Below are 21,662 nucleotides of genomic sequence, written 5' to 3' on the forward strand. Positions count from 1 at the left end.
GAATGAAAAAAATAACAACTTATGAAAATAAAAAAGTCCTTGTATTAGGATTAGCAAAAAGTGGATTCAGTGCGGCCAAGTTATTACATGAACTGGGCGCACTTGTCACCGTTAATGACGGAAAACCGTTTGATGAAAATCCTGAAGCACAAGAATTGCTTTCTTTAGGGATCAAAGTAGTGACTGGTAGTCACCCAATTGAATTATTAGATGAAAAATTTTCAATGCTGGTCAAAAATCCAGGTATTCCTTACACACATCCATTAGTTGCAAAAGCTCAAGAAATGGGTATTCCGGTAATTACGGAAGTTGAACTGGCTTACGAAGTAGCGGAATGCCCAATTATCGGCATAACAGGCACCAACGGAAAAACGACGACAACAACAATGACTGGGTTATTGTTGAATGCGGGGAAATCAGCAGGTATCACTCGTTTAGCTGGTAATATTGGCTTCCCTGCAAGTAGTGTGGCACAAGAAGCTAATCCGGAAGACAAGATTGTTATGGAACTTTCAAGTTTTCAATTGATGGGGATTACTGATCTTCGTCCTCACATTGCAGTGATCACGAATATCTATGAAGCACATATCGACTATCATGGCTCTCGTCCAGCCTACGTCAAAGCTAAATGGCACTTGCAAAAAAACATGACGTCAGAGGATTATCTTGTACTGAATTGGAATCAGAAAGAATTACAGGAACTAAGTAAAAAAACAAAAGCGAAAGTGTTACCTTTTGCGACAGATCAAGTCTTAGAAACAGGTGCTTATTCTTTTGAAGGAGTTATTTATTACGACAAAGAAAAAGTCATGGAGATCTCAGAAATAGGTGTTCCAGGGGCACACAATGTCGAAAATGCGTTAGCAGCTATTACTGTTGCAAAACAATACAATATCTCAAATGAAGAAATTAAAGAAACATTGAGTCATTTTCATGGCGTACCACATCGTACACAATATGTCGGTGAGGTCCAAGGACGTAAATTTTACAATGATTCGAAAGCCACAAATATCTTAGCGACCAAGATGGCATTAAGCGGATTTCAACCAGAAAAATTGATTCTGATCGCCGGTGGACTTGATCGGGGCAATAGCTTTGATGAACTCATTCCATCACTTGAAGGTGTGAAGGGATTGATCACTTTTGGTGAAACCAAAGATAAATTGAAAGATGCTGGTGAAAAAGCGGGCATACCAACGATCTGCACAGCAGAGTCTGTGGAAGCTGCGGTTCCTGTAGCTTTAGAAAATAGCAAGCCAGGAGATGTGGTTTTATTATCACCAGCCAATGCAAGTTGGGATCAATATCCTAATTTTGAGATCCGTGGTGATCGCTTTATGGAAGCCGTTAGAAAATTAAAAATAGAAAAGTAGAAACGAGCGATAATAACTATGAAAATTTTGGTAACAGGTGGAGGAACCGGTGGACATATCTATCCCGCGCTAGCCTTCGTCAATTATGTGAAAACACAAGAGCCGAACGCCGAGTTTATGTATGTAGGTGCAAAACGTGGTTTGGAAAACAAAATCGTTCCAACCACTGGGATTCCTTTTCATACCTTAGAGATCCAAGGATTTCAGCGAAAGTTTTCACTAGCTAATGTCAAAACGATCCAATTATTCTTAAAAAGTATCCATCAAGCGAAAAAAATACTAAAAGAATTCCAACCAGATATCGTGATCGGAACCGGTGGGTATGTTTCTGGGGCAGTTGTGTATGCTTCTGCTAAGTTAGGGATTCCGACAATCATCCATGAACAAAATAGTGTGCCGGGGATGACAAATAAATTTCTAAGTCGTTATGTGGATCGAATCGCGCTTTCTTTTAAAGATGCAGCAACTTTTTTCCCGGAGGAAAAATCAGTTTTGATCGGTAACCCGCGAGCACAAGAAGTTGCAGATACGATGAAAACAGATATTCTAAAAAAATTTGATCTTGATCCTGAGAAGAAAACAGTCTTGATTTTTGGAGGAAGCCAAGGAGCATTAAAAATAAATCAAGCTGTTACTTCTTATTTGGATACATTTGAAGCGACGGATTATCAGATCCTTTATGCATCAGGAGAACGTTATTATCAAAGCATTAAGGAAAAGTTAGGAGAAACAAAAGCAAATATCAGTATTCAACCCTACATCAATGAAATGGCAGCGGTGATGGCGGCAAGTGATCTATTGGTCGGACGAGCAGGAGCAACCTCCATTGCTGAGTTGACCGCACTTGGGTTACCAGCGATCCTTATCCCAAGTCCTTATGTGACAAACGATCATCAGACAAAAAACGCGATGAGTCTCGTTCGAGTTGGGGCGGCTAAGATGATTGCGGATGGAGAGCTGGATGGTGATTCGTTGGGTGCCGCGATAAATGAGATCATGACAGATGAATCACTGCAACAAAACATGTCAACTGCCTCTAAAACATTAGGTATTCCGGATGCGTCTGAGCGCTTGTATCAACTAGCAAAATCGTTAATCATAGAATAAGGTGGTGGTCATAGATGAGTAAGAAAAAAGAAACAAAAAAAATGCCTGAGAAGTCAAACGATGAAAACTCGCTGACGCCTTGGCAAATGGCCAACCGAAAATACTTAGAAGAACATAAAGAACACACAGATCATCAGACAGGAACAAGTGAAAAAAGCGAGCATAAAGAGGAACAAAAAGAACCTACACCTCCTAAAAAAGAAGAACTGCTTGTTGAAGAAGATGATTTATTAGACTATGAAGAAATCGAACATAAGAAAGACGGGGGACCGTATAATGGTTCGTTTATCGATCGCTTGCCTAATTTAAAAAATTATCGAAACAAAGTTTTATACAAAAGGCTAAGTTTAATCATTTCCATTCTTTTGATTCCTTTGTTATTTTTGATTTATTACGTTTCCCCGTTGAGCAAATTAGAGGGCGTTTCTATTTCCGGAAATGAAGTTGTTTCGAAAGAAGAAATATTGAAGGATACGCAATTGGCATTGAATCAGCATATTTGGGGACAGTATTGGCAGCGCCAAAGTTACATCGATCATTTGAAAAAAGAGCAGCCTCGAATAAAATCTGCTACGATCGGTTTTAGTAGTGTCAATACATTTGATCTGTCTGTCACTGAATATAAAGAGATTGCTTTGATTTTAACGGACGGAAAATATAGCCCTGTGATCGAAGATGGAACAGTGTTGGATGAGATAGTTGAAAGTCCAACAAAAAATCTGCCGATCCTAGAAGGATTTACTGACTCAACAAAAATCAAAGATTTAGCAAAAGAATATAATAAATTGTCTCCAGAGTTACAAAAAGCCATTTCGGAAATCAAATATACGCCGCGTAATACGAATCAAAATTTGATCCAGCTGAATATGAACGATGGGAACCAAGTGATCGTCAATATTACTAACTTAGCAACGCAAATGAATTTTTATGCGCAAGTAGCTAGCGAAATGGAAGAAAATGGTGTGATCGATATGGAAGTAGGGATTTTTTCTTACCCTTACTCAAATAATAGCGAAGAAGCGCAAGAAGATGGATCAGAAGAAAGTACAGATGAAAATCCGCAAACTGCGGATCAAACTTCTACTCCAGAAACAGGCGTTGATGAGTCTCAAATAAGTGAGAATCAAGACGAAATGAATCCAACGAATGAAAATACGACCCCATCTTCGTCAAGTTTAGATGAAAATTAAGAAAACCACTGTAAAATGTGATAATCTACTTTCTAAAAACTGGTAATTTATGGTAAAATTGGAAACAGTGAATATATCTATAAAGTATATTTTTAAAACGGACGTTATTGGTTCGCATGTATATGGAATAGTTAAGTAGGAGGGAATCCCATTCATGGCAAAAACAGGAATGTACGTAGGCCTTGATATTGGAACGACATCTGTCAAAGTTGTCGTGGCTGAATATATCGACAGCCAAATGAATATTATTGGAGTAGGGAACGCAAAATCAGAAGGGATTAACCGAGGCATCATCGTTGATATCGATAAAACAGTACAAGCGATACAGCGAGCAGTGCGTCAAGCAGAAGAAAAAGCCGGCATTCAAATCAAAAGTGTAAGCGTGGGTCTACCAGCAAACATGCTTGAAGTAGAAAACTGCCAAGGGATGATTGCAGTAAACGGAGATTCAAAAGAAATCACCGATGAAGATGTCCGCAATGTGGCTTCAGCTGCACTGGTTCGTTCAATACCTCCTGAACGTCAAATCGTGTCAATTTTACCACAGGACTTTACGGTAGATGGATTCGAAGGCATCAAAGATCCTCGTGGGATGATCGGTGTCAGATTAGAAATGTATGGTCTATTATTTACTGGACCAAAAACAATCATTCATAACATTCGTAAATGTGTTGAAAATGCGGGATTGATCGTCAATGAATTAGTGATCACACCTTTAGCGTTGACTGAATCAATTCTATCGGATGGAGAAAAAGATTTTGGTACAATCGTTATCGATATGGGTGGCGGACAAACAACAACAGCTGTCATGCATGACAAACAGTTGAAATTCACGAGCCTAGATCAAGAAGGTGGCGAATTTGTCACAAAAGATATCTCCATTGTGTTAAATACTTCCTTCAACAATGCAGAAGCATTAAAAATAAATTACGGGGATGCATATCCAGAACGTACCTCAGAGCAAGAAGAATTTCCGGTAGATGTGATCGGCCAAACTGAACCTGTTCGAGTCGATGAACATTACCTATCAGAAGTGATCTCTGCTCGAATGGAACAAATCTTCAATAAAGCAAAAGAAGCGTTAGATCAAATCGAAGCGTTAGAGCTGCCTGGTGGTATCGTATTGACTGGTGGGGCAGCTAGCCTTCCAGGTGTCGTTGATTTGGCACAGGAAATATTTGGCGTAAATGTGAAGCTTTATGTACCAAATCAAATGGGTCTAAGAAATCCAGTATTTACAAACGTGATCAGTATCGTTGATTACTCGGCGAATTTAAGTGAAGTATACCAATTAGCTAAAATCGCTGTTATGGGTGAATCAGCACCTGTTCATTATACAACCAATGAGCCGGAAGCTCACACATCTTATGAACAATACGATGTGGCAGAAGAAACAACGTATAACGAAGAACCAGAAGAAAAAAATTCTGGCGAAAACGTAACAAGTAAAATCAAAGGATTTTTTACCAATATATTTGATTAATCATCGTGGGAGGAAAAAAACATGGAATTCTCAATTGATAATAACATCAATGACGGCGCAGTCATCAAAGTAATCGGCGTCGGTGGTGGAGGCGGAAACGCTGTAAACCGTATGATTGAAGAAAACGTTAAAGGTGTTGAATTTATCACTGCCAACACAGACGTTCAAGCATTAAAAAATTCAAAAGCTGAAACAGTGATCCAATTAGGCCCTAAATACACACGTGGTTTAGGAGCAGGTTCACAACCAGAAGTTGGCCAAAAAGCAGCTGAAGAGAGTGAACAATCTTTACGTGAAGCATTAGAAGGCGCAGACATGATCTTCATCACTGCAGGTATGGGTGGTGGAACTGGTACTGGTGCTGCACCAATCGTTGCTGGAATCGCTAGAGAATTAGGCGCATTAACAGTAGGTGTTGTCACTCGTCCATTTACATTTGAAGGACCAAAACGTGGCCGTTTTGCTGCGGAAGGTATCGCACGTTTGAAAGAAAACGTTGATACATTATTGATCATCTCAAACAACCGTCTTCTTGAAGTCGTTGACAAAAAGACACCAATGCTTGAAGCATTCCGCGAGGCAGATAATGTCTTACGCCAAGGTGTGCAAGGTATCTCTGATCTAATCACTGCACCAGGTTACGTAAACTTGGATTTTGCTGATGTGAAAACAGTGATGGCAAACCAAGGTACTGCTTTGATGGGTATCGGAGTAGCAAGCGGTGAAGAACGCGTGATCGAAGCAACGAAGAAAGCAATCTCTTCTCCATTATTAGAAACATCGATCGATGGGGCAGAACAAGTCCTATTGAACATCACTGGTGGCTTGGATATGACGTTATTCGAAGCACAAGATGCTTCAGATATCGTAGCAAATGCAGCAACTGGCGATGTAAATATCATCTTAGGTACATCGATCAATGAAGAAATGGGCGATGAAATCCGTGTAACGGTCATTGCTACAGGTATTGATGAAACAAAAAAGGAACGGAAGTCTAGTCGTCCAGCTAGACAAACGTCAACTCAAACGCAATCTTCTGCTCAAAGCAATCGATTAGACATGGACCAAGCAAAACCAATTACTGCTGAAGATGAAAGCAGTTTTGGTGATTGGGACATCCGTCGCGAACAAAATGTTCGTCCAAAAGTGGATGAGTCTAATTACGAAACTATTGAGAAAAAAGAATTTGATACATTCAATCGTGAAGAAACAAAAACAAAAGGTGACGACGAATTGAATACACCGCCGTTTTTCCGTCGTAAAAAATAAAAGGAGGAAGAGCACATGATTGCTGACAACTTGCAGAATATCAAGCAAGACATTCAGGATTCGTGTGCTCTTGTTCATCGTGACCCGAAAGAAGTGACATTAGTAGCTGTTACAAAATCTGTAGAATCACTCCAAGCTGAAGAATTAATCAATGCTGGAGTCACACATTGTGCAGAAAATCGTGTCGATAAATTGTTGCAAAAAAAACAAGATTTGCTTAAATATTCTGAAGTAAAGTGGCATTTAATTGGTAATTTACAACGCAGAAAGGTAAAATTGATTGTAAATGAAATTGATTACTTTCATGCGTTAGACAGTTTGAAATTAGCAGAAGAAATCCAAAAAAGATTAGAAAAACAGCTAGCTTGTTTTGTGGAAGTCAATGTGTCTGGTGAAGTATCGAAACACGGTATCTCACCAGCGGAGCTTCTACCTTTCTTAGAATCTTTAGCAGCCTATCCAAATATACAGGTAGTGGGACTTATGACTATGGCACCGAAGGACGCTTCTGCTGAACAAATTCGTAAAGTGTTTGAAACGCTGAGAGAATTGCGTGATCTTGCCCAATCAAAACAATACACACATGCACCATGTACCGAACTGAGCATGGGGATGAGCCAAGATTTTCAACTTGCAATTGAAGAAGGAGCTACATTTATCCGTGTAGGAACAGCGCTATTCAAAGACGAGGAGGAAGAATAATGCCACTTTTAAACAGGGGAGCAATTGCTAATTTTTTCGGATTAGCTGATGAAGAAGAGTACGAATACGAAGATTATCCTGAACAACAACAGGTTGCTAAGCAGCCAACTAAATCAAACACACAGTATCAACAACATTCTCCAGCTGTTTCACAGCCGATTGAAAAAAAACAACGCCCAACGACGACATCTCGTCCGGTTGGTCGTGAGAATGCGCCGACGAACGAAACAAAAAAAATTATCGAATTACATCAAACTTCTACAAAAAATACGCAAAAAGACCAACGACAAACGAGACCATCTGTTCAACCTAACACACAGTTAGCAGGAAAAATCACAGTGATGGAACCTCGTGCCTACTCTGAAGCAATGACGATTGCTAAAAGGATCATTGCGGGAGAAGCAACATTAGTCAACTTTCGGTTAGTAGAAGAAAAGCAGGCTCGACGTATCGTGGATTTCCTAACAGGGACAGTTTATGCGTTAGACGGCGATATCAAACGAGTAGGTGATGAGATTTTCCTTTGCACACCAGCTGGTCTGGAAATCGATAGTTCAACGGCTCAATCTTTCGCAGATGGAAGTATGTTTGATCTGTAAAGAGGAGGAGCAAACATTTATATTCTTTTTATGTTACTTAATTTAATTTCACGTGCTGCATACTTTTATAGCATGATCCTAGTAGTTTATGCGTTACTATCTTGGTTTCCAGGAGGGTATCAATCTAGCCTTGGACGTATATTAGCAAAGATTTGTGAACCATATATCAGCCTATTCGATCGTTTGCCTTTAAGATTTGGACCAATGGATTTTACGATCTTAGCATCAATTGTGATTTTAAATCTTGCTGTCCAAGGATTGCAGCATATCGTTTTATGGATGATTACGTTCGCTATTTAGTGTAGAACAACCAGGGATATATAGGAGGGAATCAAGTGGATACGAATGTGTATCAGCATTTCCGAGTAGATGAACGTCCGTTTATTGACTCTGTCGGAGATTGGATCGAACAGGTCCAGAGTCAGTATGCACCTTATCTGACAGAATTTCTTGACCCAAGACAATGTTACATCTTGGAGACCTTGATTCGCCAAAATAGTGACTTGCGTTTTCAATTATACGGTGGCTATGAGCAAGCAGAACGGAAAAGATGCTTGATTTTCCCAGACTACTATGAACCAGTTGACGATGATTTTGAAATGTCGTTATATGAAATCCATTACCCAAGTAAATTTGCCAGTTTGAGTCATGGAAAGATTTTAGGTACACTAGTTGGCACAGGGATCAAACGTTCTTACTTCGGTGATATTATTTCAGATGATGACCGATGGCAAGTTTTCATTGCAGACGAAATCGATCATTTTGTCGTTAATCAAGTGACTAAAATTGGCAAAGTGGCTGTTCGCTTAGAGGAGATCAATTACACAGATATGATCTTGCCAAAAGACAGCTGGACTCAAGAAAGAGGTACGGTCAGTTCACTTAGACTGGATAGTGTGATTTCGGAAATTTATAATATTTCAAGACAGCGTTCAAAGCAACTGATCGAATCGGGGAAAGTAAAAGTGAATTGGACAGAAAATACAAAACCGGATTTTTTGCTTGAGTTATTAGATATTGTTTCGATCAGAGGATATGGTAGAATACAAATCCAAGACCTTGAGGGGAAAACAAAGAAAGACAAGTGCAGGGTGTTGTTTGGTGTATTACGTAAATAAAACAAGAAGGTGGTTTACTCATGGCTTTAACTCCATTAGATATTCAAAATAAAACATTCCCAACAAAAATGCGGGGATATAATCAAGACGAAGTAGATGATTTCTTAGATTTAGTTGTTCGTGATTACGAAGAAGTAACACAAAGAAATCGTGAGTTAGAAAAAGCAGTGAAGCATTCAGAAGAAAAACTTGAATACTTCAATGAACTGAAAGATGCGTTGAATCAATCGATTATCGTGGCACAAGATACAGCCGACAAAGTAAAAACAAGCGCAAGTAAAGAATCAGAAGTGATCGTGACTTCTGCGCAAAATAAAGCAGACGAAATGGTAGCAAACGCTGAAAAACGCGCACATCAATTAACAACGGATGCAGAAGAAAAAGCACGTCGTATTTTGACAGACGCAACTGAAAAAGCAAGACAACTAGCGACAGAAACAGAAGATTTGAAGAAGAAAACACGTGTATTCCATCAACGAATCAGCTTGATGTTGGAATCACAACTTGAACAAGTGAAAAGTCCAGAATGGGATGAGATTTTACAACCATTCTCTAGTTATGTAACAGACAGCCATGAAGTAATCAAAGAAGTTTTGGCAAAACAGCTTGACAATGAAATTGAAAGTGATGTACACTCTGAAACAGGAGTATACGAGTCTCCAGTGACTGCTTTTGATACGCAAGCAATCGATCTTTCGATCATTCCTGGAGAATACGAAGAAGAGTAGAACAGAAAAGCATTTTGACATTCTTAAAGCGAGCCAATGACAGTGTAAGATTGGTAAGACCCTGCAAAGTGAAAGATCCTCTACTTGCTTTATTTCTGAACGACAGTAAGAAATAGCGGCTGACCTCGTTATCGGTCTTCGAGAGTTACGATCGTAACTAAATTTGGGTGGTACCACGGCATGTTCGTCCCTAGGATGAACATGCTTTTTTGCGTTCTGTAAACTATAGTTAAGGAGTGTTTGTATGAAAATGAAAGAAACCTTGCAACTAGGAAAAACAAGTTTTCCTATGCGTGGGAATTTGCCGAACCGTGAAGGTGAGTGGCAAAAAGAATGGGAAGAAAATCAAATCTATCAACAAAGACAAGCGTTGAATGAAGGCAAACCAAGCTTTATTCTTCATGATGGGCCTCCGTATGCAAACGGAAATATCCATTTAGGGCATTCTTTAAACAAAATCAGTAAAGATATCATCATCCGTTCAAAATCAATGTCTGGTTTTCGTGCGCCGTACGTTCCCGGTTGGGATACGCATGGCTTGCCGATTGAGCAAGTGTTGACGAACAAAGGGATTAAAAGAAAAGAAATGACGATGGCTGAATACTTGGAAAAATGTCGTGAATACGCCCTTTCACAAGTAGACAAACAGCGAGAAGACTTTAAACGTCTAGGCGTTGCTGGTGATTGGGAAAATCCTTATGTCACTTTAGATCCTTCCTATGAAGCTGCACAGATCCGTGTGTTTGGTAAAATGGCTGAAAAAGGATATATCTATAAAGGATTAAAACCAATTTACTGGTCACCGTCTAGTGAATCCTCATTAGCTGAAGCTGAAATTGAATATAAAGATGTCAAATCTCCTTCAATCTACGTCGCCTTCACTGTGAAAGATGGCAAAGGTCTTTTGGAAGAAGATACTGCTTTCGTTATTTGGACCACGACACCATGGACATTACCAGCTAACCAAGGGATTGCTGTAAACCCAACATTTACGTATGTCTTAGTAGAAGCTGATGGCCGCAAATTTGTCGTTGCCAAAGATTTGATGGAAACGGTGCAACAGGCAATTGGCTGGGAAACAGTCACAGTCTTAAAAGAATTTGCAGGACAAGAGATGGAATACATGACAGCGACACATCCATTCTATGATCGTGAATCTTTAGTGATTTTAGGAGATCACGTGACTCTGGATGCAGGTACTGGATTAGTCCACACCGCACCTGGGCATGGTGAAGATGACTATATTGCTGGAAATCGTTACAAATTACCAGTTGTTTCTCCCGTTGATTCTAAAGGTGTATTTACTGATGAAGCGCCTGGATTTGAAGGGATCTTTTATGACAAAGCAAATCCAATGATCACGGATCTATTACAAGAAAAAGGTGCCTTGTTGAAATTGGATTTCTTCACCCATAGTTACCCACATGACTGGCGTACTAAAAAACCTGTCATTTATCGTGCAACACCACAATGGTTTGCTTCGATCAATGATTTCCGCCAAAACATTCTTGATGAAGTGGAAAAAGTTGATTGGATCATTCCATGGGGAAAAACACGTCTTTACAATATGGTACGTGATCGCGGCGATTGGGTCATCTCACGCCAACGTGCTTGGGGCGTCCCTCTACCAATTTTTTATGCTGAAAATGGCGAAGCGATCATTACCCCTGAGACGATTGAACATGTCGCTGAATTATTTGCGGCACATGGCTCAATCATTTGGTTTGAAAAAGAAGCGAAGGACTTACTACCTGAAGGCTTTACGCATCCAGGATCGCCAAATGGCGAATTCACTAAAGAAACAGACATCATGGACGTCTGGTTTGATTCAGGTTCTTCTCATGAAGCTGTTTTACGTCAACGCCCTGAGTTATCTTTCCCAGCAGATATGTATCTTGAAGGTTCAGATCAATATCGTGGTTGGTTCAATTCAAGTATCACTACAAGTGTAGCGATCAATGGTGTTGCGCCATACAAATCAGTTTTATCCCAAGGCTTCACGTTAGATGGCGAAGGTCGAAAAATGAGTAAATCATTAGGCAATACGATCGTTCCAGATAAAGTCATCAAACAATTTGGTGCGGATATTCTACGTCTATGGGTATCTAGTGTGGACTACGAAGCAGATGTTCGTGTGTCTATGGATATTTTAGGTCAAGTTGCTGAAGTTTATCGGAAAATCCGAAATACGATGCGTTTCCTATTAGCAAATACGGATGATTTTGATCCTAAGAAAGATGCAGTAGCGTATGAAGATCGTCGTTCAGTTGATAAATATATGACAGTTCGTTTAAATCAAGTCATCAAAGAAATCCGTGAAGAAGGATATGATAAGTATAACTTTATGCAAATCTATCGCACAGTGATGAATTTCTTAACAGTTGATCTTTCTTCTTTCTATCTTGATTTTGCAAAAGATGTTGTTTATATTGAAGCAGAACATGATCATCAACGTCGTTGTATGCAAACTGTTTTTTACGAAACGGCTGTTTCATTAACAAAATTACTGACACCGATCATTCCTCACACAACAGAGGAAATCTGGTCCTTCTTAAAAGAAGAGGAAGCTTATGTTCAATTAAGTGAGCTACCAGGATATGTTGAATATCCTAACCAAGATGAGTTATTAGATACATGGGCGGCCTTCATGGATTTCCGTGATAAAGTCTTAAAAGCACTAGAAGAAGCAAGAAATAGTAAATTGATCGGAAAATCATTAGAAGCAAAATTAACGATTTATCCAAATCAACAGGTGAATCAATTATTGACAGCAGTTGCTGCTGACATTCCTCAATTATTGATCGTCTCACCAGACTACTTTACGATTATGCCAGAAAACACTGAAGCGCCTGAAAATGCTTTAGTCTTTGATGATGTAGCGATTTTAGTCGAAAAAGCAGAAGGTGAAACATGTGATCGTTGCCGTCAAATCCGTAAAGATGTCGGAACTGATGAAAAATTACCACACTTATGCGGACGTTGCGCACAGCTTGTTGAAGAATTCTATCCAGAAGCAGTCGCAGAAGGTTTTGAATAGAAGTTAGTAAAAAACAACCAAACACATCTTGTGTTTGGTTGTTTTTATTACATCAAAGAGTATTTTTAAGCGAATAGCAAGTGATTGGTCACTAATCCAATTTACCACGTTCACGGTACCAATGATCTGGTTGCCAGATCCATTCGAACCCGTCTTTTTCTAAAAGCTCGAATGCTGCTTCAGGACCCATAGAACCAGCTTTATAATTCGGGAAATCTGGTTGTACTTGATCCCAAACTTGGCGGATCACGTCAACGATATGCCAAGATTGTGCGACTTCTTCCCAATGAGAGAAGTTGGTGCTATCACCGTTCAATGCATCTAACATAAGCTTTTCATACGCTTCAGGACTATTTTCGACCATTTCAGCACTATTACGATATTCCAGTTTGATTGGATCGGTGGCAAAGCCTTGACCAACTTTTTTTCCATTTAATGTAAATGAAAAACCTTCTGTTGGTTGAATATAGATAGTCAAAACATTTGGTGGTAACGTTGGATCATTACAAGGTTCGTCGATCGATGTTTTAAATACATTGACAGGTACTTGTTTAAAGACAATATTGATTCGTGTACCTTTTTCAGTAAGACGTTTCCCAGTACGTACATAAAACGGTACGCCAGACCAACGGAAATTATCGATCGTGAATTTTCCAGCAACAAATGTTTCAGTTGTTGATTCTGGATCAACGTTGTCTTCTTCACGATAGCCTTTGAATGTCTGGCCATCTAGTTGACCTGCAGCATATTGCCCACGTACAAAATTTTCTAAGACTTCTTTTTTTTCATAAATACGAATCGCTTTTAACGCTTTGATTTTTTCTGATCGGATTTCTTTTTCGGAAAAGGCAACGGGTGGTTCCATCGCAAGTAATGCTAATACTTGAAGGATATGATTTTGGACCATATCTTTTAACGCACCACTGTGGTCATAGTAGCCGCCACGATCTTCAACACCTAAACTCTCACCAAAAGTGATTTGGATGTTGTCGATGTAACGATTGTTCCATTGAGACTCAAAAATATTATTGGCAAAGCGAATTGCAGAGATATTTTGGATCATTTCTTTACCTAAATAATGGTCAATACGGAAAATATCGTCTTCTGGAAAGACTTGTCGAATTTTTTCATTCAATTCAAAGGCTGAATGGAAATCAGAACCAAAAGGTTTTTCGATAATCAATCGATTGAAGCCAGTTTCAGTGATGATTTTCTGAGATTTCAAATGTGAAACGATCGTTCCGAAAAATTGTGGAGCCATGGCTAAATAGTACATTCGATTACCATTCAAGTGGTATTTTTCATCTAAACGATCAGATAATTCTTTTAATGTTTGGTAATGAGAAGAATCATTGACATCATGAGATTGGTAATAAAAATGGCTAGCAAATCGTTCGGCTTCTTCGGCAGAAGGATTCAATGTTTCGATTGTTCCTTTAACCACTTCACGATAGTGTTCATCACTCCAAGGACGACGTGCTGTACCGATCACAGCAAAATGTTCACTCAAGTTGCCCTTTTTGTATAAACGAAAAAGGGAAGGATACAATTTACGTTGTGCTAAATCTCCTGTACCGCCAAATATAGTAAATAATACGTTTTTTTCATTCATTATTTGGGTAATCTCCTTTACAGTTTATCAACAAAAATTGTGCTGGCGGCTTTAAAGCTGACAGGAATTTTTTTAGTTTTATTTTGGATGGTGATTGGTCCTTCATAGGCCGCTACATCAGTAATTTCATAAGTTTCATCAATATTGACATCGATTGTGACTAAATAGTCTAATAATTCCTTTTCATCAAGGACACGAGCAATCCGAATTTTGGTACCGACTGGGTAGGATTCCAGTGTTTGACGACGCTCTTCATGGACAACCTGTTCCTTTTTAGGGATAATGCCTCCATGTGGGCAATGTTTAGGATGATTTAAATAACTTTCTAAATGATCCGCAAGCTGTTCAGAAGTCACATGCTCAAGGACCTCAGCATCGTCATGAACCTCATTCCAGTTGTAATCTAAATGTTCGACTAAAAAAACTTCCCATAATCGATGTTTACGTATCAGGCTACTTGCTTTTATCAGTCCGCTATCAGTCAATTGTACACCTTGGTAAGGAGAGTGTTCGACTAGTTTTTCTTTAACGAGTTTAGAAATCATTTCGCTTACTGAAGCAGGTGACACTGCTAGGCTAGAAACGATTTGTTTATTATTGACTTTTGTTGTGTCACCGCCTAATTCCAGAATGATTTTTAAATAATCTTCTCGGTTTGGTGTCATATGCGATCATCCTTTCATGGTAAGAAACCATCACTTGTAAGTGTAACAAAAAAAACACAAATTGACTATTTTATGAGAAAAAAATAGGACGGAAATGTCGGTTTTTTTATTTTTCGTATGCCATCGTTTGTCCATCTTTCTAAGTAGTTGTTTGAGATGTATAGTGATCAAATAGCCGCTAATTGAAAAGTACTTTGCTCTTATCATAGCATAATTTGTTCGATCGTTGTGACCTAGAGGAAATTGCATGGATGAAACTTGTAAAACGAGACAAAGGGTTTAGAAAACAGCAATTTTCTAAACCCTTTGTCTCGTTTTTATAAAAAAGAAGTACGTTAATGAAGTGATTGGCAGTGTATCATCTACTAAGCTAGGATAATCATGATTTTTTAGATAATAAATAAGCGGAATCATTTGCTTCATCGTACAGTAACATGTCGTTGTAAGAAAACGTTAGGTAAAAACCGTACTGATCTCTAACTATCAATTTTTCGGAGGTAACTTCGACTAATAGTGTTCCTAAAGAACGGTCATCAAGCCAAAACGAATAATCAGAATGGATGGTCAGTTCATGGTGTGTTTGGCTGGTATCCGTAAATGACCAAGTTCCACAGTATTTATTCAAATGATCGACCTGTGCTTCTTTCTTTTTATGATCGAGTACTTTTTTTCCAGCAAGTGTTGCGATACCGGCAAGTAGGATATAGATGATTCTTTTTTTCATTTTTTTCCACTCCTTTGTCTTCATTTATGATAAAAGCATATTTTGCTTATTGTTCCTTTTCTTATAGTTTACTAAAGAAAGTGCATGATTTCTCTAAGACTTTCGACTGGTTTTTCAAGTGTTTTTAGTAAAAATATGGTAGGATACAGTAGTAGGGAGACAGGTGATGACTATTGGACTACCAAGATGTTGAAATTGCTTACTTCATTGAACGACCAAATCGCTTTATTGCTTTTTGTTTGAACAAAAAAGTAGAAGTAGTCAAAACTCATGTTAAGAATACAGGTAGAGGCAAAGAGTTGTTGCTTCCTGGTGCAGAGGTGGCGTTAGTACACATTCCTGGAACAAAACGTAAAACTGCCTATGATCTAATTGCTGTAAAAAAAGAGCAGCAGTGGTTCAATATCGATAGTCAGTTACCAAACCGATTAGCGATTGATGGAATTTTAGATGGGACGATCCACTTACCAAATTTAAATGGTGATATTGAGTTCTACAAACGTGAAGTGACCTTTGGAAAGTCTAAATTCGATATTTATTTAGAAACAAGTTGCGGTCAAAAAGCATTTGTAGAGGTCAAAGGGATGACCCTGGAAAACAAAGCAATAGGTGCTTTTCCCGATGCACCGACCATTCGTGGACTTAAACACGTCAATGAATTGATCCGCGCGCATCAAGAAGGCTATGAGACCTATATTCTTTTTATTGCACAATTTGAACACTTGCATCAAGCAACGATCCATGAACAGATGCAACCAGAATTAGCTACTGCTTTTCGTTTTGCTCAACAAGCAGGTGTTCAAGTAATCGTATATAATTGTCAAGTAACAGAAAAACAAGTGGTATTGAAACAAGCAATCCCATTTGACCTAAATACAGTTTTTGAAGATCCTAATTTATAGAAAGAAGGCGTAAAGATGATCCATTTAGGTATAATCGGTACAAATTGGATTACCCATCAATTTGTTCAAGCAGCATTAGCGACACGTAAGTATGAACTAACAGCTGTTTATTCAAGACATTTAGAAAAAGCGCAACAATTTGGCGCAGAATATGAAGGCGATATCGCATTCGCAACAGATTTAACTGTTTTTTTTGAGTTAGAACACATGGATACGGTCTATATTGCTTCGCCAAATAGTTTGCATTTTCAGCATGCGAAGCAAGCAATTTTGGCAGGAAAAAATGTGATTGTAGAAAAACCGGCATTTAGTACACCAAAAGAAATGGAAGAGATCATTCATTTGGCAAACCAAGAGAAAGTCTTTTTCTTTGAAGCCGCGCGAAATATCCATGAAGCTGGGTTTAAAAAAATTGCAGAATTTTTACCTTTGAAAGATGAGATCATTGGCGCAAATTTCAGCTATATGAAATATTCTTCTCGTTATGATCAAGTATTAGATGGGGAAGAACCGAATATTTTCTCTCCGCGTTTTTCAGGTGGAGCAATGATGGATCTCGGCGTTTACCTTGTCTACGCAGCTGTAGGTTGGTTTGGCAAGCCGCAAGAAGTCCATTATTTCCCTAGAAAAATAGCTACAGATGTTGATGGATTAGGTTGGGGGATCTTGCGCTATGCTACTTTTGATGTAGCAATCCAACCGGGCAAAATTGGTGATTCATATCTACCTTCCGAGATTTATTTTGATAGTGGAACAGTGATCATGAATGGCGTCAATGCAATTGAGCAAGCAGAGTACCATGATCGTAACCATGAACAAATTGAAAAATTAGAGATCGTAGCTTCTGAAAATCCAATGAGTGAAGAGGCAGAAGATTTTGCGAATGTGATCATGAACCCTAAAGATCCACAATGGGGATTACAGTATGAAGAATGGGTCGAACTTGCACGAAACGTGAATCAAGTCGTTTATGATTTGCGAATCAGTGGTGGGATCGAATTCGATGCAGATAAAGAGGGAACTGAGTAATGACTGATTTTGTAAAACATTTTCCAACTAATTGGCAAAACAAATGGGCAGACAAAGGGTTCACTGTCCCATCGTTTATCCAACAAGAAGTATTCACTGACTTAAAAGAAGGTAAAAGCTTAATTGCTGTTTCTCCAACCGGTTCTGGAAAGACCTTAGCTTATCTATGGCCGTTACTATTGAATGTGAAAAAAGGAGAGGCAAGTACCCTATTGATCCTTGCTTCTTCGCAAGAATTGGCGATCCAAGTTGCTGAGGTCACCCGTGAATGGGCAAAAGATTTAGCAATCTCTGTCCAATCTGTTGTGGGCGGCGCAAATGTCAAACGCCAAATCGAAGGACTAAAAAAGAAACCGGAAGTATTGGTAGGCACACCAGGTCGTGTATTAGAGTTGATGAAACAAAAAAAAATAAAGGCTCATCAAATCCAAACAATCGTATTTGATGAGGCGGATCAGCTGTTTGATGAAGGAAATCGACCATTTATCGATCAAATCATGCATCAAGCACCAACAGACTATCAATTAGCTTTCTTTTCAGCTACAGCCGATCGTTCGATCGAGCAAATCGAAGCGTTGACTAAACAATCGCTGAAAGTCATCGATGTCACTAAAATGGATGATTCAAGAAAAGGACTTAGTCACTATTTTATCCGTGTTCCTGCTCGAAAAACAGAGGACTATCTAAGACGATTAGCCCATGTGGAAGGTTTCCAAGGTCTTGTTTTTTTCAACCAGTTGAGTGAGTTAGGCATGATGGAAGAAAAAATGAGTTATCGAGGAATCCGCGTGGCGAGTTTAGCATCTGATCAAAACAAGCTGTTACGAAAAGCGGCATTGAATCAATTCAAAGAAGGCAAAATCAGCATGTTGTTATCAACGGATGTAGCTGCTCGTGGGCTAGATATCGCGGAACTGCCTTATGTTGTCAATGTCGACGTTCCAATGACAGAAGAATCATATTTGCATCGTGCAGGTAGAACTGGTCGAATGGGGCAAGAAGGACAAGTCATCACCTTTGTGAATGAACATACACTAAGAGACTTAAAAAAAATGGCTCGACAAACAGAAACAGAACTCACTGAATTATTTATTTATGGGGGAGGCTTACAGACAGAAGCTCCTGAAAAAGCCCCAACAAAAATGCTCCCAAAAAAGAAAGAATTAGGAAAAAAAGAAGCAAGTGAAACAGTTACAAAAAAAGTTGCTTCTTCTCCTAAAAAAAAACACAAAAACAAGCATAAAAAAGATAAAAATAAAGGAGCAAGGCGCAAATAAGCGCCTTTTTGTGTTATTATATTGAAAATGGAAACAGGTCGTTTGGTTAAAGGAGAGTTAGCATGAACGAAAGACAGGAAGAAATCTTGGATTTACTTACGGAAAATCATAAAGGATTGACAGCAACGGATGTTGCGAAGCAATTAGAGATTGATCGTAGTAATGCAAGTCGTTATCTAAGTGATTTATATAAAGCGCATTACATCGTGAAAAGCACTGGCAGACCTGTAGTTTATTCTATGCCTCCCAAAAAAACAGCTTCAGATAAAGTTCATGTGGACGCTTCTACACAAGTCACTTTTGAAACCCTAGTAGGGGAGAATGAATCATTAAAAGTAAGTATCCAACAGGCTAAAGCAGCGATTTTATATCCGCCAAGAGGATTGCATACGATTATTTTTGGGGAGACAGGAACAGGGAAATCGATGTTTGCTGAATGTATGTACCATTTTGCAATCGATTCGGAAATGCTTTCTCCAGATGCCCCATTTATTTCATTTAATTGTGCAGATTATGCGCAAAACCCACAGTTGTTGTTTGGACATATCTTCGGAATAAAAAAAGGTGCTTATACAGGTGCAACACAAGATAGCCAAGGTTTGATGGCTAAAGCAGATGGGGGGATCTTATTTTTAGATGAGATCCATCGCTTACCTCCAGAAGGGCAAGAGATGCTCTTCACGTTTATCGACAAAGGCGTTTATCGCCCATTAGGGGAGAGCGCACAAGTCCATGAGGCGTCTGTTCAGATCATCGGAGCAACGACAGAATCATCTGAAAGTTTTTTGACGACATTTAACCGCAGGATACCGATGGCAATCACTTTGCCAAATCTGGCCTCTCGTTCATTAGATGAGCGGTATGAAATCATTTCCTTGTTTATCAAGCAAGAAGCGAATCGCTTGAATCAGCGGATCGATATTGAAAAAGAAGCGATTTTAGCTTTTATGTTATACGACGCAGAGGGAAATATCGGGCAAGTGAAACGTGACCTGAAATTAGTCTGTGCTAAGTCATTTCTTCATTACCGTATGCACCAAGAAGAAAAATTAGTCATTCGAAAAGAAGAGTTATCCCTGCAAGTCCAAAAAGGATTATTACGAATCAAAGAAGTCCCTGAACGATTAGATCGCTTCATGGATAGTAAGAGTCAATATTTGACATTTGAGCCAGGATTCGCTGATGTGGTTTGGTCTCGGGACCCAGAAAGAAACATGCAAGTGTACAATGATATTGAAGAAAAGGTGATGTCGCTTTCTGAAACGGGTGGCGAAAATATTGATCTTGAGGCGTTGATCTCGAAAGATGTTGATGCCTATTTTCAAACGTATGTCAAAGAATTGACGAAAAGTACGATTCCTAAAGATTTACTTCCAGAAGACATCTGGCGTTTGACAAATGAGCTATACGATGTTGCTGAGAAACGACTAGACCGAATCTATAACCAAAAAGCACGCTTTGCCTTTGCCTTACATTTGCAAAGTACATTGGATCGTGTGAAAGATGGACATATGATCGTTCATCCAGACTTGAATAATATACGAAAGAAGTTCAAAAAAGAATTTCAAGTTGCAATCGATTTGTCTACGATCATTGAAGAAGATCAACAAGTAGAGATACCATTTGATGAAATTGGCTTTATCAGTATGTTTTTATCGATCAACCTCGGAGAAAGTGAACCAGTCAAAGAAAACAAAGTCGACGTGTTAGTCTTGATGCATGGGCGACAAACCGCTTCAAGTATGTTGGAGATGGCGCAAGCTTTACTCGGAACAACGATCGGTCAAGCGTTCAATATGCCATTAGAGATGGAAGTTCAATCCATGTACGAAGAAGTATTGAAATATGTAAAGAATCGTCAAAGCAATTTAACAAATGGGTTGATATTACTGACTGATATGGGTTCACTGAATACATTCAGCGATTTGATCTATGAAGAGACGGGGATACGTACAAAAGCAATCACGATGACCAGTACCATGATCGTCATCGAAGCAATCCGGATGGCAAATGTTGGTAGAAGCTTAGAAGATATCTACCAAAGTATCCAAATGTCTTTTGAATCGATTGTCAAAGATCAATTTAAAATCGAAAAGCAGGAAATGAACGAACGGAAAAAAGCAGTGATCGTGACTTGTTTTACTGGAGAAGGGGTGGCAGCAAAACTGTATCAACGAATTGTGCCCGTTATCAATCAGGATAAAGTTGAAGTGATCCAAATGCAGTTTTTGGAACGTGAATCATTTAAACGCCACATTGATGCGTTATTGGAAGAATATGAGATCAAGGCGATTGCCGGAACTGTTGAGGTAGATTATCAAAATATCCCATTCTTTTCTGCCTATGACGTATTCGATGATGAAAAACTCAATACATTGAAACGCATCGCAGATGACGAAGTTCCGACAGCAAAAATTGTTGATTCATTAAAAGACTCATTGAATGCGATATCATCTGTTGAACGTTTGATTCAAGCTTTGCAAAAAGCGATCCAACAAATCCAAACAGACTTATCGATCATCGTTGAACCAGGTGTGGATACGGGTATCGTGATCCATGTTGCTTTTTTGATTGATGGTCTAATCAAACATGAAAAATTGCGTACATTTGATGATTTCCCCATTTTTGCAAAAATGTATCGCTTAGAAATGGATATTGTTCGAACGAATTTGATCGGGATCGAACGTAAATATGGTGTGAAAATCCCAGAACATGAAATTGCTTTTATCACACAAATGTTTATAGAAAATAAAATAAAAAAATGATTGAAATTACACAGTGTACACACTAACGGTTAGTGTGTACACTGTGTTTGCTTGATCAGTGTTATGAAAACGCTATTTTAGT

Annotated in this window: 18 protein-coding genes; 15 read left to right on the forward strand and 3 right to left on the reverse strand. The window is 38.9% G+C overall.

Translation table 11 applies throughout. The annotated features are described in order from the left end of the window. Positions 1-2 precede the first annotated feature (2 nt). The 11 genes from murD to ileS all read left to right on the forward strand — a co-directional run bounded on the left by murD (position 3) and on the right by ileS (position 12,606). Positions 3-1,373, forward strand: a complete 1,371-nt coding sequence (gene murD / locus IGJ39_RS04155; protein ID WP_019723321.1) for a UDP-N-acetylmuramoyl-L-alanine--D-glutamate ligase — start codon at positions 3-5, stop codon at positions 1,371-1,373. Between the two features lie 18 nt (positions 1,374-1,391). Then, complete coding sequence (gene murG, locus IGJ39_RS04160; protein ID WP_019723320.1) at positions 1,392-2,480, forward strand: undecaprenyldiphospho-muramoylpentapeptide beta-N-acetylglucosaminyltransferase; 1,089 nt, start codon at positions 1,392-1,394, stop codon at positions 2,478-2,480. A gap of 14 nt (positions 2,481-2,494) precedes the next feature. Further along, positions 2,495-3,670, forward strand: a complete 1,176-nt coding sequence (locus IGJ39_RS04165; RefSeq protein WP_019723319.1) for a cell division protein FtsQ/DivIB — start codon at positions 2,495-2,497, stop codon at positions 3,668-3,670. 154 nt (positions 3,671-3,824) lie between these two features. Then, positions 3,825-5,153 carry a cell division protein FtsA gene (gene ftsA, locus IGJ39_RS04170; protein ID WP_019723318.1) on the forward strand — a complete coding sequence of 443 codons (1,329 nt, stop codon included), beginning with the start codon at positions 3,825-3,827 and terminating at the stop codon, positions 5,151-5,153. A gap of 21 nt (positions 5,154-5,174) precedes the next feature. Further along, positions 5,175-6,422, forward strand: a complete 1,248-nt coding sequence (ftsZ, locus tag IGJ39_RS04175) for a cell division protein FtsZ (RefSeq protein ID WP_010735977.1) — start codon at positions 5,175-5,177, stop codon at positions 6,420-6,422. Between the two features lie 15 nt (positions 6,423-6,437). After that, positions 6,438-7,124: a YggS family pyridoxal phosphate-dependent enzyme gene (locus IGJ39_RS04180; RefSeq protein WP_019723317.1), complete on the forward strand. Its 687-nt coding sequence runs from the start codon at positions 6,438-6,440 to the stop codon at positions 7,122-7,124. Beyond that, positions 7,124-7,723: a cell division protein SepF gene (locus IGJ39_RS04185; protein ID WP_019723316.1), complete on the forward strand. Its 600-nt coding sequence runs from the start codon at positions 7,124-7,126 to the stop codon at positions 7,721-7,723. The genes IGJ39_RS04180 and IGJ39_RS04185 overlap by 1 nt, the downstream gene beginning before the upstream one ends. Positions 7,724-7,753: 30 nt before the next feature. Then, on the forward strand, positions 7,754-8,023 hold the full coding sequence (locus IGJ39_RS04190) for a YggT family protein (protein ID WP_019723315.1): 270 nt from the start codon (positions 7,754-7,756) through the stop codon (positions 8,021-8,023). A gap of 35 nt (positions 8,024-8,058) precedes the next feature. After that, positions 8,059-8,841, forward strand: a complete 783-nt coding sequence (locus IGJ39_RS04195) for an RNA-binding protein (protein ID WP_065095675.1) — start codon at positions 8,059-8,061, stop codon at positions 8,839-8,841. Between the two features lie 20 nt (positions 8,842-8,861). Further along, positions 8,862-9,569 carry a DivIVA domain-containing protein gene (locus tag IGJ39_RS04200; protein WP_019722916.1) on the forward strand — a complete coding sequence of 236 codons (708 nt, stop codon included), beginning with the start codon at positions 8,862-8,864 and terminating at the stop codon, positions 9,567-9,569. A gap of 244 nt (positions 9,570-9,813) precedes the next feature. Beyond that, on the forward strand, positions 9,814-12,606 hold the full coding sequence (gene ileS / locus IGJ39_RS04205; RefSeq protein ID WP_019722915.1) for an isoleucine--tRNA ligase: 2,793 nt from the start codon (positions 9,814-9,816) through the stop codon (positions 12,604-12,606). A 91-nt stretch (positions 12,607-12,697) separates the two neighbouring features. Here ileS and zwf read toward each other — a convergent pair whose 3' ends face one another. From zwf to IGJ39_RS04220, 3 genes are all read right to left on the reverse strand, one after another. After that, positions 12,698-14,221 (reverse strand): glucose-6-phosphate dehydrogenase, encoded by a 1,524-nt coding sequence (gene zwf / locus IGJ39_RS04210; protein WP_029593992.1) that lies wholly within the window; start codon positions 14,219-14,221, stop codon positions 12,698-12,700. Positions 14,222-14,235: 14 nt separating this feature from the next. Beyond that, positions 14,236-14,883: a metal-dependent transcriptional regulator gene (locus IGJ39_RS04215; RefSeq protein WP_010735969.1), complete on the reverse strand. Its 648-nt coding sequence runs from the start codon at positions 14,881-14,883 to the stop codon at positions 14,236-14,238. Positions 14,884-15,262: 379 nt separating this feature from the next. Continuing rightward, complete coding sequence (locus tag IGJ39_RS04220; RefSeq protein WP_010735968.1) at positions 15,263-15,607, reverse strand: DUF4828 domain-containing protein; 345 nt, start codon at positions 15,605-15,607, stop codon at positions 15,263-15,265. A 173-nt stretch (positions 15,608-15,780) separates the two neighbouring features. Here IGJ39_RS04220 and sfsA point away from each other — a divergent pair, with 173 nt between their 5' ends. From sfsA to IGJ39_RS04240, 4 genes are all read left to right on the forward strand, one after another. Next, a complete protein-coding gene (sfsA, locus tag IGJ39_RS04225; RefSeq protein ID WP_195339122.1) occupies positions 15,781-16,509 on the forward strand; it encodes a DNA/RNA nuclease SfsA in 729 nt (242 codons plus the stop codon). A 15-nt stretch (positions 16,510-16,524) separates the two neighbouring features. Continuing rightward, positions 16,525-17,538, forward strand: a complete 1,014-nt coding sequence (locus tag IGJ39_RS04230) for a Gfo/Idh/MocA family protein (RefSeq protein WP_195339121.1) — start codon at positions 16,525-16,527, stop codon at positions 17,536-17,538. Then, positions 17,538-18,815: a DEAD/DEAH box helicase gene (locus IGJ39_RS04235; RefSeq protein ID WP_195339120.1), complete on the forward strand. Its 1,278-nt coding sequence runs from the start codon at positions 17,538-17,540 to the stop codon at positions 18,813-18,815. The genes IGJ39_RS04230 and IGJ39_RS04235 overlap by 1 nt, the downstream gene beginning before the upstream one ends. Positions 18,816-18,877: 62 nt before the next feature. Beyond that, a complete protein-coding gene (locus IGJ39_RS04240; protein WP_066026554.1) occupies positions 18,878-21,580 on the forward strand; it encodes a sigma 54-interacting transcriptional regulator in 2,703 nt (900 codons plus the stop codon). The last annotated feature ends 82 nt before the right edge of the window (positions 21,581-21,662 follow it).

Origin of the sequence: Enterococcus sp. AZ140 (assembly GCF_051714405.1) — a bacterium.
Taxonomy (GTDB): Bacteria; Bacillota; Bacilli; order Lactobacillales; family Enterococcaceae; genus Enterococcus_B; species Enterococcus_B pernyi.